Origin of the sequence: Pseudomonas bijieensis (genome assembly GCF_013347965.1) — a bacterium.
GTDB classification, from domain to species: Bacteria; Pseudomonadota; Gammaproteobacteria; order Pseudomonadales; family Pseudomonadaceae; genus Aquipseudomonas; species Aquipseudomonas bijieensis.
The window spans coordinates 4,046,169-4,060,238 of sequence record NZ_CP048810.1 but is presented as its reverse complement, the minus strand read 5'-3'; the positions used below and the strand labels follow the sequence as shown (position 1 = coordinate 4,060,238).

General features: G+C 61.6%; 11 protein-coding genes and 1 pseudogene. 9 read left to right on the top strand and 3 right to left on the bottom strand.

Going from position 1 to position 14,070, the window contains the following annotated elements; all coding sequences use genetic code 11:
- Positions 1-15: 15 nt before the first annotated feature.
- Entirely contained in the window at positions 16-1,440 is a 1,425-nt protein-coding gene (gene aspA, locus GN234_RS17720; protein ID WP_003196363.1) for an aspartate ammonia-lyase, read from the bottom strand.
- 183 nt (positions 1,441-1,623) lie between these two features.
- Between aspA and GN234_RS17715 the strand changes: the two are divergent.
- The 5 genes and pseudogenes from GN234_RS17715 to GN234_RS17695 all read left to right on the top strand — a co-directional run bounded on the left by GN234_RS17715 (position 1,624) and on the right by GN234_RS17695 (position 5,442).
- Positions 1,624-2,543 (top strand): annotated as a pseudogene (locus tag GN234_RS17715) (LysR substrate-binding domain-containing protein).
- A 334-nt stretch (positions 2,544-2,877) separates the two neighbouring features.
- Positions 2,878-3,369 carry a 5-(carboxyamino)imidazole ribonucleotide mutase gene (gene purE, locus GN234_RS17710; RefSeq protein ID WP_109756519.1) on the top strand — a complete coding sequence of 164 codons (492 nt, stop codon included), beginning with the start codon at positions 2,878-2,880 and terminating at the stop codon, positions 3,367-3,369.
- 12 nt (positions 3,370-3,381) lie between these two features.
- Entirely contained in the window at positions 3,382-4,467 is a 1,086-nt protein-coding gene (locus GN234_RS17705; RefSeq protein WP_109756520.1) for a 5-(carboxyamino)imidazole ribonucleotide synthase, read from the top strand.
- 103 nt (positions 4,468-4,570) lie between these two features.
- Positions 4,571-4,816: a GlsB/YeaQ/YmgE family stress response membrane protein gene (locus tag GN234_RS17700; RefSeq protein WP_003187057.1), complete on the top strand. Its 246-nt coding sequence runs from the start codon at positions 4,571-4,573 to the stop codon at positions 4,814-4,816.
- Between the two features lie 89 nt (positions 4,817-4,905).
- Complete coding sequence (locus GN234_RS17695) at positions 4,906-5,442, top strand: DUF3299 domain-containing protein (protein ID WP_116833867.1); 537 nt, start codon at positions 4,906-4,908, stop codon at positions 5,440-5,442.
- Between the two features lie 125 nt (positions 5,443-5,567).
- On the opposite strand, the gene GN234_RS17690 is transcribed toward GN234_RS17695, so the two are convergent.
- Complete coding sequence (locus GN234_RS17690) at positions 5,568-6,467, bottom strand: D-hexose-6-phosphate mutarotase (RefSeq protein ID WP_176688830.1); 900 nt, start codon at positions 6,465-6,467, stop codon at positions 5,568-5,570.
- A 57-nt stretch (positions 6,468-6,524) separates the two neighbouring features.
- Positions 6,525-6,929, bottom strand: a complete 405-nt coding sequence (locus GN234_RS17685) for an acyl-CoA thioesterase (protein ID WP_003177184.1) — start codon at positions 6,927-6,929, stop codon at positions 6,525-6,527.
- 377 nt (positions 6,930-7,306) lie between these two features.
- Between GN234_RS17685 and GN234_RS17680 the strand changes: the two genes are divergently transcribed.
- The 4 genes from GN234_RS17680 (at position 7,307) to pstA (ending at position 13,977) form a co-directional block, all read left to right on the top strand.
- On the top strand, positions 7,307-8,605 hold the full coding sequence (locus GN234_RS17680; protein WP_176688829.1) for an MFS transporter: 1,299 nt from the start codon (positions 7,307-7,309) through the stop codon (positions 8,603-8,605).
- 239 nt (positions 8,606-8,844) lie between these two features.
- Positions 8,845-9,843: a phosphate ABC transporter substrate-binding protein PstS gene (locus GN234_RS17675; protein ID WP_116833870.1), complete on the top strand. Its 999-nt coding sequence runs from the start codon at positions 8,845-8,847 to the stop codon at positions 9,841-9,843.
- Positions 9,844-10,257: 414 nt separating this feature from the next.
- The gene (locus tag GN234_RS17670; protein ID WP_176689601.1) at positions 10,258-12,291 is read left to right on the top strand and encodes an ABC transporter permease subunit; all 2,034 of its coding nucleotides are present in this window, start codon (positions 10,258-10,260) and stop codon (positions 12,289-12,291) included.
- 15 nt (positions 12,292-12,306) lie between these two features.
- A complete protein-coding gene (gene pstA / locus GN234_RS17665) occupies positions 12,307-13,977 on the top strand; it encodes a phosphate ABC transporter permease PstA (RefSeq protein WP_116833871.1) in 1,671 nt (556 codons plus the stop codon).
- Positions 13,978-14,070: the final 93 nt, after the last annotated feature.

Below are 14,070 nucleotides of genomic sequence, written 5' to 3'. Positions count from 1 at the left end.
CGGTGCTCGTGTCGATCACGCTTTGAGCGGGACCAGACGCGGAGCGATCATGTTTTCCGGGCGCAGGATGTCGTCGAGCATGGCGTCGTCGAGCAAGCCTTCTTCGCGCACCAGTTCCAGCACGCCGCGGCCACTTTCCAGGGCAACGCGGGCGATGCGGGTGGCGTTTTCATAGCCAATGTATGGGTTCAGGGCGGTGACCAGGCCGATCGAGTGCTCGACCAGTTCGCGGCAGCGCGCTTCGTTGGCGGTGATGCCGACGATGCAGTGCTCGCGCAACATGTCCATGGCCCGTTGCAGCAGGCGGATCGAGTCGAAGATCTTGAAGGCGATCAGCGGTTCCATCACGTTCAGTTGCAGTTGGCCGCCTTCGGCCGCAATGGTCAGGGCCAGGTCATTGCCGATGATCTGGAACGCCACCTGGTTGACCGCTTCCGGGATCACCGGGTTGACCTTGCCGGGCATGATCGAGCTGCCTGGCTGGCGGGCCGGCAGGTTGATTTCGTTGATGCCGGTGCGTGGGCCGCTGGACAGCAGGCGCAGGTCGTTGCAGATCTTCGACAGCTTGACCGCGGTGCGCTTGAGCATGCCGGAGAACAGCACGAAGGCGCCCATGTCGGAGGTGGCTTCGATCAGGTCGGCGGCTGGGACCAGCGGTTGGCCGCTGATGGTTGCCAGGCGCTGCACGGCCAGGGCCTGGTAGCGCGGGTCGGCGTTGATGCCGGTGCCGATGGCGGTGCCGCCCAGGTTCACTTCGGTGAGCAACTCAGGCGCCAGGGTTTTGAGGCGTGCCAGGTCTTCGCTCAGGGTGGTGGCGAAGGCGCGGAATTCCTGGCCGAGGGTCATCGGCACAGCGTCTTGCAGCTGGGTGCGGCCCATTTTCAGGACGTGGCTGAATTCTTCACCCTTGGCCGCGAACGCCTGGATCAGGCTGTCGAGGCTGGCCAGCAAGGCGTCGTGGCCCAGCAGCAGACCCAGGCGGATCGCAGTCGGGTAGGCGTCGTTGGTGGACTGCGCCATGTTCACGTCGTTGTTGGGGTGCAGGTATTGGTACTCGCCTTTCTGGTGGCCCATGGCCTCCAGCGCGATGTTGGCGATGACTTCGTTGGCATTCATGTTGGTCGACGTGCCGGCGCCGCCCTGAATCATGTCCACCACGAATTCTTCGTGGAAATCGCCGCGGATCAATCGTGCACAGGCTTCACTGATGGCTGCGTGCTTGGCTTCGCTGAGCTGGCCCAGTTCACGGTTGGCGTCAGCGGCGGCCTGTTTGACCATGGCCAGGCCGACCACCAGCTTGGGGTAATGCGAGATCGGGACACCGGAGAGACGGAAGTTGTTTACCGCTCGCAGGGTCTGGATGCCGTAATACGCTTGCGCCGGTACTTCGAGTACGCCAAGCAGGTCTTTTTCTGTGCGGAATGATGCAGCGGAGGACATGATAGAAATCATCTCGATAAGGACCCGGTCTGAGCCGGAACGCTGCGAATCCTAGGCTCTGGGAAAAATTAGGGCCAATGCTGTTAAACACTGGGCTATGCATATTCGGCATAATGCCGGTGTGACGCCGGCGGTGCGGCGAACGTGTGACCTGTTTTGGTGCGTTTAAGGGAGGGTGGTGGGATGAATCTTGAAAGCAAATGGCTTGAGGACTTCAGTGCCCTGGCCGCTACCCGTAGTTTTTCCCAGGCGGCCGAGCGGCGCTTCGTGACGCAGCCGGCGTTCAGTCGGCGAATCCGTAGCCTGGAGGCGGCGCTGGGACTGACCCTGGTCAACCGTTCGCGTACGCCCGTCGAGCTGACGGCGGCGGGGCAGTTGTTCCTGGTGACGGCGCGCACGGTGGTCGAGCAACTGGGTGAAGTGCTGCGCCATTTGCATCATCTGGAAGGCGGACAGGGCGAAGTCATTCAAGTGGCCGCCGCCCACTCCCTGGCGTTGGGATTTTTCCCGCGCTGGATCGCGCAATTGCGCAACGAGGGGATGAACATTGCCACGCGGCTGGTGGCGACCAACGTGGGCGACGCCGTCCACGCCCTGCGTGAGGGGGGCTGCGACCTGATGCTGGCCTTCTACGATCCGGATTCGGCCATGCAGATGGACCCGGAGATTTTCCCGTCGCTGCATCTGGGCCAGACCGAGATGCTCCCGGTGTGCGCCGCCGATGCCAACGGCAACCCGCTGTTCGACCTTGAAGGTGAGGCCAGCGTGCCGTTGCTGGCCTACAGTGCCGGGGCGTTCCTCGGGCGTTCGGTCAACCAGTTGCTGCGCCAGCGAGCCCTGCGTTTTACCACGGTCTACGAGACGGCCATGGCCGACAGCCTGAAAAGCATGGCCCTGGAAGGCTTGGGCATCGCCTGGGTGCCGCACCTGAGCGTACGCGCCGAACTGGCCCGGGGGGGGAACTGGTGATCTGCGGCGGCCCGCAATGGCACGTGCCGTTGGAGATCCGCCTGTACCGCTGCGCCCTGGTGCGCAAGGCCAATGTGCGGTTGTTGTGGCGCAAGCTTGAGGGTGGTGTGGCGCAGAACGCCATCGGATCCTGAAAACAACGCAGAACCCCTTGTGGGAGCGGGCTTGCTCGCGAAGGCGGTGTGTCAGTCGCCACCTTCTGAACTGACACACCGCCTTCGCGAGCAAGCCCGCTCCCACAGTGGATTTGCGCTGATGGTTCGCTGACCTGCAGGTCAATAAATCCGCCGTTTCACCGCAAATGACAGATGGTCGGCGAAAGTGCGTTTAACGCACCATTTTCGGTATACTGCCCGGCCTTCGGTCGGTTCACCCGGCCATAATTCGTACAACAAGCCACGCCGGTTTCCTGCGTGGCTTGTTGTTTTTTGACGCGCCTGCGGGCGCCCAGAGAGAAGAGGCACGACGATGAGTGCACTGGTTGGCGTGATCATGGGCTCCAAGTCCGATTGGTCCACCCTTAGCCACACCGCCGATATGCTGGAAAAGCTCGGCATCCCTTACGAGGTGAAAGTGGTCTCCGCCCACCGTACCCCGGACCTGCTGTTCCAGTACGCCGAAGAGGCCGAGGCGCGTGGCATCGAGGTGATCATCGCCGGTGCCGGTGGCGCCGCCCATTTGCCTGGCATGTGTGCGGCCAAGACCCACCTGCCGGTGCTGGGCGTGCCGGTCCAGTCTTCGATGCTCTCGGGCGTCGATTCGCTGCTGTCGATCGTGCAGATGCCGGCCGGCATCCCGGTCGCTACCCTGGCCATCGGCAAGGCCGGTGCGATCAACGCGGCCCTGCTGTCGGCAAGCATCCTGGGCGCCAAGCATCCAGAATTTCATACCGTGCTGAAAAAATTCCGCGCTGAACAGACAGACAGTGTCCTGGACAATCCAGACCCACGTATTGCCTGAGGTTGTTGACGAATGAAGATCGGTGTAATCGGTGGCGGCCAGTTGGGTCGCATGTTGGCCCTGGCGGGTACGCCGCTGGGGATGAACTTCGCTTTCCTGGATCCGGCGCCGGACGCCTGCGCCGCGGCACTGGGTGAACACCTGCGGGCCGACTACGGCGATCAGGATCACCTGCGCCAATTGGCCGATGAAGTCGACCTGGTGACCTTCGAATTCGAAAGCGTCCCGGCCGAAACCGTGGCCTTCCTGTCCCAGTTCGTCCCGGTCTACCCGAGTGCCGAAGCCTTGCGCATTGCCCGCGACCGCTGGTTCGAAAAGAACATGTTCAAGGACCTGGGCATCCCCACGCCGGCCTTCGCCGACATTCAATCCCAGGCCGACCTGGACGCCGCCGTTGCCGCCATCGGCCTGCCGGCCGTGCTCAAGACCCGCACTTTGGGTTACGACGGCAAGGGCCAGAAAGTCCTGCGCACCCCTGAAGACGTGGCCGGTACCTTTGCCGAGCTCGGTAGTGTGGGCTGCCTGCTGGAAGGCTTCGTGCCGTTCACCGGCGAAGTCTCGCTGATCGCCGTGCGGGCCCGTGACGGTGAAATCCGCTTCTACCCGCTGGTGCACAACACCCACAAGGACGGCATCCTCAAGCTGTCTGTCGCTAGCACCGATCACCCGTTGCAGGCCCTGGCCGAGGACTACTCCAGCCGGGTGCTCAAGCAGCTCGATTATGTCGGTGTGATGGCGTTCGAGTTCTTTGAAGTGGACGGCGGCCTCAAGGCCAACGAAATCGCGCCTCGGGTACACAATTCCGGGCACTGGACCACCGAAGGCGCCGAGTGCAGCCAGTTCGAAAACCACCTGCGGGCGGTGGCCGGGCTGCCGCTGGGGTCGACCGCCAAGGTCGGTGAGAGCGCAATGCTCAACTTCATCGGCAAGGTCCCGGATAGCGAGAAAGTCCTGGCGATCGCTGACTGCCATTTGCACCACTATGGCAAGGCGTTCAAGGCCGGACGCAAGGTCGGTCACGCCAACCTGCGCTGCGCTGACCGGGCCACGCTGGCTCAGCAGATCATCAAGGTCGAGACGCTGATCGCCGAACAATAATCTGGAACGACGGTGGAACCATTCGTCGGCTAATCTCTCTCATGGCTAAGTGCCAAAGTCTGACTAGGCTTTGGCCATAGCTATCCAACCAGAGGGAAATGCCATGGGAATCATCGGAACCATTTTTATCGGCTTGATCGTTGGCCTGCTGGCACGCTTCCTGAAACCAGGCGATGACAGCATGGGCTGGATCATGACCATCCTGCTCGGTATCGGCGGTTCGTTGGCAGCCACTTACGGTGGCCAGGCCCTGGGCATCTACCAGGCCGGTCAAGGCGCGGGCTTCATCGGTGCCCTGGTGGGCGCGATTGTGTTGCTGGTGATCTACGGCCTGATCAAAAGAAACTGATTCAAATGCGACAAAGCCCTCTCTGCGTGGCGCGCAGAGGGGGCTAGAATGCCCGGCGTTGCACTTCCTACTCATTGCCGAGCCCTTTCATGCGCCGTCTAGTGTTGACCCTTCTTTTGCTGGGCAGTGGCCTGGCCCATGCTTCCGAACTGCCGGAAACCGACTGGCTCGAACTGATGCCCAAGTCGGACCAGAAAGCCCTCGAGGCCATGCCCGAGATCGACCACAACTCCCCGGAAGCCAACGGCACCTTCACCGAAAAAGGCGGCCTGAAGCAGAGCAAGGGCTTGCCGGCGGTGATGTATTCGACCAAGACCGTGGCGTCGATGAATGACAAGCACATTCGTATCGGCGGTTACCCGGTGCCCCTGGAAAGTGATGCCAAGGGCCGTAGCACGCTGTTCTTCCTGGTGCCTTACCCTGGCGCCTGCATCCACGTCCCGCCACCGCCGCCTAATCAACTGGTGTTGGTGCGCTATCCCAAGGGCTTGAAGCTGGACGACATCTATACGCCGCTCTGGGTAACGGGCACGTTGAAGATCGAAAAGGTCGACAACGATTTGGCGAGTGCGGCGTATGCGCTGGATGCGGAGAAGGTGAGGGTGGTGCAGGAGGCGGATCTGTAGCGCCAGCGTAGTTCCACTGTGGGAGCGAGCCTGCTCGCGATAGCGGGCTGACAGTCGACATCTGCATTGACTGGTGCAGCGCTATCGCGAGCAGGCTCGCTCCCACAAGGGATTTGTGGTGTGGCTTAGAGCGGCTTGCTACCGATGCTCACGCCCAGGGTATGACTGGCCTGTGGCAACAACGTCACCACATCGTCCATTACATTCGCTGTCTCGATGCACAACATGCGCTGCCAGCCATCGTCGGCCATGTCGCTGAAGGCCTTGGCGCGTTCGGTCCAGGGGTTCCAGATCACCGCCGAGCGCGAACCGCTGCTGGTCAGTTCGATCCGGCGTTCCCAGTGCGGGTCAAGGATGCTCAGCGTCGGTGGGGTATCGAGGTAGATGCGGTCGGTTTCGCCGGCAAAGTGCAGGTTGCCGGCCTGGGTATGGGTGTTCCAGTCGTCCAGGGTCTCGATGTAGCTCAAGCCATCCACCCCTTCGACCTGCACGTTGCGCACGTCGCTCACGGCGAAATAGCTGTGCAGCGCCTGGCTAAGGCTGACGGTTTCGCTGCCACGGTTATGGCTGGTGAGGTGGATGTGCAACCGCTCGTCCATCACGATAGTCAGCGTCAGGTCCACCTGGTGCGGCCAGCCCGAGAGACCGTTCTCGGGATAGGGCAGCACAAATTCCACCTTCAGGCTCTCGCCTTCGGTTTCGATGCCCTTCAACTCCCAGTCCATCGCCCGCACCAGGCCATGGGCGGTGGCTGGATCGTTGCTCACGCGCATGGCTTGTACGCTGTCGGGGTTGCGCGTCAGGTTGCCGAACCATGGCCAGCACACCGGCACGCCCGCACGGATGCTCTTGCCGGTCTTGAACGTGGCCTGGTCGTTGAGCCAGATCAGCGGCGGCTGGCCGTCCACTTGATAGCTGAGGATATGCGCGCCTTGTTGGGCCACCAGCAACTCGGCCTGACCGTGGCGGATGCGCCAGGCATTGAGTTCATCCAGTTTGACGGCTTCGACGTTGGGCGTAGGCATGTTGCAAATCTCGCTCGAGAACAGGGACTGCAATGGACCGCAAAACGGCCGTGGTGTTTAACGAGCGCGCGGCGGAACCGAGCGGGTGCGACCGCTGCCGTCGATGGCGACGAAGACAAATACCGCCTCGGTCACCTTGCGCCACTCACTGGACAGCGGGTCGTCGCTCCAGACCTCGACCATCATCTGGATCGAGCTGCGGCCGATTTCCAGCGCCTGGGTATAAAAGGACAGCTGCGCACCCACCGCCACCGGTACCAGGAACGCCATGCGATCGATCGCCACGGTGGCCACGCGTCCGCCAGCCACTTTGCTGGCCATGGCGGTGCCGGCCAGGTCCATCTGGGACACCAGCCAGCCGCCGAAAATATCGCCAAAGCCGTTGGTCTCGCGAGGGAGCGCGGTGATTTGCAGGGCCAGGTCGCCTTGCGGGATTGGATCTTCTTGTTCGAGTTCTATCATGCCGGGGGTGCCTCTGACCCGTAACGCTGTCTTGTGCTTCAGGTGAATAGCCGTCTTTGTAAAAAACGATTCAGCCCGAACATGCTGCGTTCGTCACGTTTTTCGTAAAGGCGTGCCAAAGGGAAACTCTGCGAAACCGGCTGGTTCTGGTACTACTCCCCCAACGACGTTTTCGCACAGCAACCCCTTACAGAGTACTGCAAGGTTGCGAGTATATCGGGCGATAGACGTCGAGACGACCACTCGGTTCTGATTTCGACTGTCAAATACGCGCCTCTATGTGCTTTTTTGAACAATTTGCTATCGTGCCGGACCTGCCCAGGCCCCCAACCCGTGTCTTCAGGGTTGCAGAACCGACTATAAGAGAAGCCCTTGCCATGACCACTGCGCCTTCGAGCACGGCGACGCCCGCACAACCGGCACGTCCACTGACCCGCAACGATTACAAGACCCTGTCGCTTTCTGCCTTGGGCGGTGCGCTGGAATTCTACGATTTCATCATTTTCGTGTTCTTTGCCACCGTAGTCGGCAAATTATTCTTCCCTGCCGAAATGCCCGAGTGGCTGCGTTTGATGCAGACATTCGGCATTTTCGCCGCCGGTTACCTGGCCCGGCCGCTGGGCGGGATCATCATGGCCCACTTCGGCGACCTGCTGGGGCGCAAGAAAATGTTCACCCTGAGCATTTTCATGATGGCCGTGCCGACCCTGATCATGGGCCTGTTGCCCACTTATGCGCAGATCGGCATGTGGGCACCCATCCTGCTCTTGCTGATGCGGGTGATCCAGGGTGCGGCCATCGGCGGAGAAGTGCCGGGCGCCTGGGTATTCGTTTCCGAACACGTTCCGGCGCGTCACATCGGCTATGCCTGCGGCACGCTGACCTGCGGCCTGACGGCGGGGATTTTGCTGGGTTCGCTGGTCGCCACCGCAATCAACAGCCTCTATACGCCGGTGGAAGTGGCCGATTACGCCTGGCGCATTCCGTTCCTGCTCGGCGGTGTGTTCGGGCTGTTTTCGGTGTACCTGCGTCGCTGGCTGCACGAAACCCCGGTGTTCGCCGAGCTGCAACTGCGCAAGGCCCTGGCCGAGGAAGTGCCGCTGCGGGCGGTGCTGCGTGATCATCGTGGCGCCATTGCCATTTCGATGCTGCTGACCTGGTTGCTGTCGGCCGGCATCATCGTGATCATCCTGATGACCCCGACCGTGCTGCAGACGGTGTACCACTTCAGCCCGACCACCGCGTTGCAGGCCAACAGCCTGGCGATCGTGTTCCTGAGCTTTGGCTGCATCGGCTCCGGCGTACTGGCCGACCGTTTCGGCGCCGGGCGGGTCTTCGTGTTTGGCAGCACCTTGTTGCTGATCATCTCCTGGACGTTCTACCACAGCCTGTTCGACCACCCCGAATGGCTGTTTCCGCTCTATGCCCTGAGCGGGTTGCTGGTAGGCACCATCGGTGCGGTGCCTTATGTCATGGTCAAGGCGTTCCCGGCCGTGGTGCGCTTCAGCGGCCTGTCGTTCTCCTACAACCTGGCGTACGCGATTTTCGGCGGCCTGACCCCGATGATCGTCACCCTGCTGCTCAAGGAAAGCCCGCTGGGGCCGGCGTATTACGTGGCGGTCATCTGCGGGATCGGGATTGCGGTGGGTGGTTATCTCTGGAAGAAGGGGCGCTAGGTCCGAATCTTTTACTGACTGCACTGGCTTCATCGCGAGCAGGCTCGCTCCCACATGGATGCTGCGTTCACCGCGAATCCCCTGTGGGAGCGAGCTTGCTCGCGATTGGGGTCACAAGAATCATCCTGCAAAACTCAATGCTGGCCTTTCATCCAATTGTCATATTTCAGCCATAGAGTGTTCACACGGCTTATCGATACTTTGCCGACTTAACACACCCTATCTGCTAGGAGTAAGGCATGAAACTGAAGCGTTTGATGGCGGCAATGACTTTTGTCGCTGCTGGCGTTGCGACTGCCAACGCGGTTGCCGCTGTTGACCCTGCGATCCCGAGCTACACCAAGACCACTGGTGTATCGGGCAACCTGTCCAGCGTCGGCTCCGATACCCTGGCGAACCTGATGACCTTGTGGGCCGAGAACTACAAGAAAGAATACCCGAACGTAAATATCCAGATTCAAGCCGCCGGTTCCTCCACCGCGCCGCCCGCACTCACCGAAGGCACCGCCAACCTGGGCCCGATGAGCCGCAAGATGAAGGACAACGAACTGCAGGCCTTCGAAACCAAATACGGCTACAAGCCAACCGCTATCCCGGTTGCCGTGGACGCCCTGGCGGTATTCGTGCACAAGGACAACCCGATCCAGCACCTGACCATGGAACAGGTCGACGCGATCTTCTCGTCCACTCGTCTGTGCGGCGCCAAAGCCGATGTGAAAACCTGGGGTGACCTGGGTGTGACCGGCGACCTGGCCAACAAGCCAGTGCAACTGTTCGGTCGTAACTCGGTATCCGGCACCTACGGCTACTTCAAGGAAGAAGCCCTGTGCAAAGGCGACTACAAGCCAAACGTCAACGAACAACCAGGCTCGGCTTCGGTCGTGCAGTCGATCAGCTCTTCGCTGAACGGCATCGGTTATTCGGGCATCGGCTACAAGACCGCCAGCGTGAAGACTGTGGCCCTGGCCAAGAAAGGCAGCACTGACTTCATCGAAGACACTGAAGAAAACGCCCTGAACGGCAAGTACCCGCTGTCGCGTTTCCTCTACGTCTACGTCAACAAGGCACCGAACAAGCCTCTGGCCCCGCTGGAAGCCGAGTTCGTGAAGCTGATCCTGTCCAAGCAAGGCCAGGAAGTCGTGGTCAAGGACGGCTACATCCCGGTACCTGCCAAAGTCGCCGCCAAGGCACTGGCTGACCTGGGGCTGCAAGAAGGCGGCAACGTCGCCAAGAAGTAATAATCCGGCCTAGCCCGGACCTTGTGGGAGCGAGCCTGCTCGCGATAGCCGGTTCACTCCCACAGACAAATTTCCTGTCCGCTGCCGGTTCCCTCCGGCGGCGGATTTGTTGCGTCACTGCACTGTCATCTTTCTGTCATACAGGATCGCTAGGGTGTGCGCATGAATGATCTGGCCAACTCCACAATGACTACGACTTCCCCTCCCAAGCGCATTGACTTCAATACGCCTGAGCTTCAACGCAAGCGCCGTATTCGTGCGCTCAAGGATCGCCTGACCCGCTGGTACGTCCTGGTTGGCGGCCTGGCCGTCCTGGCCGCCATTACGTTGATCTTCTTCTTCCTGGCCTACGTGGTGCTGCCTCTGTTCCAGGGTGCGGACCTGACCGCCAAGGATTCGATCACTCCGGCCTGGATGCAAGACGCCGGCAAACCCCTGATGATCTCCATCGAAGAACAGAACCAAGTCGCCATGCGGGTTTCCGACAAGGGCCAGGCACTGTTTTTCGATATCAGCAGCGGTGCCGAACTGCGCCGTGTCGACCTGCCGATTCCGGCCGGTGCCAGCGTGACCTCCATTGGCGAAGACCAGCCCGGCAGCCCATTGGTGGCAATCGGTCTGTCCAACGGCCAGGCCTTGGTGTTCCGCCACACTTATAAAGTCACCTACCCGGACGGCAAGAAAACCATCTCGCCCGCCGTCGAATACCCTTATGGCGAGACGCCGATCACGTTGAACGAACAGGGCGCGGCCCTGGAACATGTCAGCCTCAACGCCACCGATTCGACCCTGCTGCTGGCCGGTTCCAGCGGTGCCCAACTGCACGTGCTGTCGCTCACCAGCGAAGAGAACATGATGACCGGTGAGGTCACCAGCGAGCAGACCCGCATCGACCTGCCGCAGATGACCGAGCCGGTGAAAAACATCTTCGTCGACCCACGCCAGCAATGGTTGTATGTGGTCAACGGGCGTGCCCAGGCCGATGTGTTCAGCCTGCGGGACAAGAGCCTCAACGGCCGCTACAAACTGCTGGAGAACGCCGACGCCCAAGTCACCGCCGTCACTCAGTTGGTGGGCGGGATCTCGCTGATCATCGGCGACTCCAAGGGTGGCCTGGCCCAGTGGTTCATGGCGCGCGATCCGGATGGCGAGTTGCGCTTCAAACAGATTCGTACCTTCCAGATGGGTAGCGCGCCGATCGTCGAGATCAGCGCCGAAGAACGCCGCAAAGGTTTCGTTGCCCTCGACGCCGCCGGCAAGCTCGGCGTGTTCCACAGCACCGCCCACCGCACCCTGCTGGTGGACCAGGTGGTCGACGGCCAGGGGCTGTTCGGCATGTCGCCCCGGGCGAACCGCCTGATCGTGGAACAAGGCGGCAAGCTGCAACCGCTGACGCTGGACAACCCGCATCCGGAAGTTTCGTGGAGCGCGTTGTGGAGCAAGGTCTGGTACGAAAACTACGACGAACCCAAGTACGTCTGGCAATCAACCGCCGCCAACACCGACTTCGAACCCAAGCTGAGCCTCTCGCCACTGACCTTCGGTACCTTGAAAGCGGCGTTCTACGCGATGCTGCTGGCCGCGCCGCTGGCGGTTGCCGCGGCGATCTACACCGCTTATTTCATGGCCCCGGGCATGCGCCGCAAGGTCAAGCCGGTGATCGAGCTGATGGAAGCGATGCCGACAGTGATCCTCGGTTTCTTCGCCGGCCTGTTCCTGGCGCCGTACGTCGAAGGGCACTTGCCGGGCATCTTCAGCCTGCTGATGTTGCTGCCAATCGGCATCCTGGTCGCCGGTTTCGCCTTCAGCCGCCTGCCGGAATCCATTCGCCTGAGGGTTCCGGACGGCTGGGAAAGCGCCCTGCTGATCCCGGTAATCCTGTTCGTGGGCTGGCTCTCGCTGTACATGAGCCCCTACATGGAAGCCTGGTTCTTTGGCGGCGACATGCGCATGTGGATCTCCCATGACCTGGGCATCACCTACGACCAGCGCAACGCCTTGGTGGTCGGCCTGGCGATGGGCTTTGCGGTGATCCCGAACATTTATTCCATCGCCGAAGACGCGGTGTTCAGCGTGCCCCGCGGCCTGACCCTGGGCTCCCTGGCCCTCGGTGCCACGCCGTGGCAGACCATGACCCGCGTGGTGATCCTCACCGCCAGCCCCGGCATCTTCTCGGCGCTGATGATCGGCATGGGCCGTGCGGTGGGCGAGACCATGATCGTGCTGATGGCCACCGGTAACACGCCGGTCATGGAAATGAACCTGTTCGAAGGCCTGCGCACCCTGGCGGCCAACGTGGCGGTGGAAATGCCTGAGTCGGAAGTCGGCGGCAGCCATTACCGCGTGCTGTTCCTGTCGGCACTGGTGCTGCTGTTGTTCACCTTCGTCATGAACACCCTCGCCGAGCTGATCCGTCAGCGTCTGCGCAAGAAATATTCGGCGCTTTAAGGAAGGTAGAAGTCTGTGAAACAGAACTCCCTGAAAGGATGGTTCAAGAGCGGCGCCCCCGGCGTCTGGATCAGCGGTGGCGCGGTGTCCATCGCGGTCATCATGACCATTGGCCTGCTGGCGGTGATTGCCGTGCGCGGCCTGGGTCACTTCTGGCCGGCGGACCTGGTCCATGCCAGCTACAACGTGCCGGGCATGCCTGCGCACCTGGTGGTCGGCGAAGTCGTGCAGAAAGAAGAAGTGCCTCGCGAGCGCCTGAAAAGCGCCGGTCTGCCGGTGCCCGCCGAAGGCCCCGAGTTCATGACCCGCGAACTGATCAAGGTCGGCAACCGGGACCTGAACGGCACCGACTTCACCTGGATCGTCGGCGACTGGCTGACTAACCAGACCACGCCGCCGGAGTTGATGGCCATCGAGCGTCGTGAGTGGGGCAACTTCTACGGCTACCTGGTCAACGTCAAGGAAGACGGCAAGGTCATCGCCGAAGGCGAGGCCGCCTGGCCGCAACTGCAGGCTCGCGTACAGCGAGTCAACCAGTTGGCCGCCGAGCTCAAGACCCTGGAAAAAGTCGACATCGGTGCAATCAACGCCGGCCTTGAGCGCATCCGCCTGCACGGTCGCAAACTGGAGCTGGACGGCAAGCTCGATGCCGCCGCCCAAGCGGATCTGGAAAGCGAGCGGGCCGAACTCAATGCCCGCTACAAGGATATCGAAGCGCGCCTGTCTGACTTGCACGCCCAATTCAACCGCGACAGCCTGACTGCCCGCGATGCCAACGGCAAGGAAGTGGAGATCGGCATCGGCAAGGTGGTGCACGCCTACCAGCCGAACGGCATGGGTACGTTCACCAAGGTCGGTTTCTATTTCAGCAAGGTCTGGGAGTTTCTCAGCGACGACCCCCGTGAAGCCAACACCGAAGGCGGCATCTTCCCGGCGATTTTCGGCACCGTGATGATGACCCTGATCATGGCGATGATCGTGACGCCGTTCGGCGTGCTGGCGGCGGTTTATCTGCGTGAATACGCCCGCCAAGGGCCGATGACCCGCCTGATCCGCATCGCGGTGAACAACCTGGCTGGCGTTCCGGCGATCGTCTACGGTGTGTTTGGCTTGGGCTTCTTCGTCTATGTGCTGGGTGGTTCGGTCGACCGGCTGTTCTTCCCCGAAGCCTTGCCGGCGCCGACCTTCGGTACCCCGGGCCTGCTCTGGGCTTCCCTGACCCTGGCACTGCTGGCGGTGCCGGTGGTGATCGTCGCCACCGAGGAAGGCCTGGCGCGGATCCCGCGGACCGTGCGCGAAGGCTCCCTGGCCCTCGGCGCGACCAAGGCCGAGACCCTGTGGAAAATCGTCCTGCCGATGGCGAGCCCGGCGATGATGACCGGGATGATCCTCGCCGTGGCCCGTGCCGCCGGTGAAGTGGCGCCGCTGATGCTGGTGGGCGTGGTGAAACTGGCCCCGTCGCTGCCACTGGACGGCAACTACCCGTACCTGCACCTGGACCAGAAGATCATGCACCTGGGCTTCCATATCTATGACGTGGGCTTCCAGAGCCCGAACGTCGAAGCGGCACGGCCGCTGGTGTACGCCACGGCGCTGCTGCTGGTGCTGGTGATCGCGATACTGAACCTGTCGGCGGTATGGATCCGTAATCACCTGCGCGAGAAGTACAAGGCACTGGATAGCTGATTACACATTGATTTTCTGTGGGAGCGAGCCTGCTCGCGATGGCATCACCTCGGTTCAACGCCAACCGAGTCGCCTGAATCGCGAGCAGGCGCG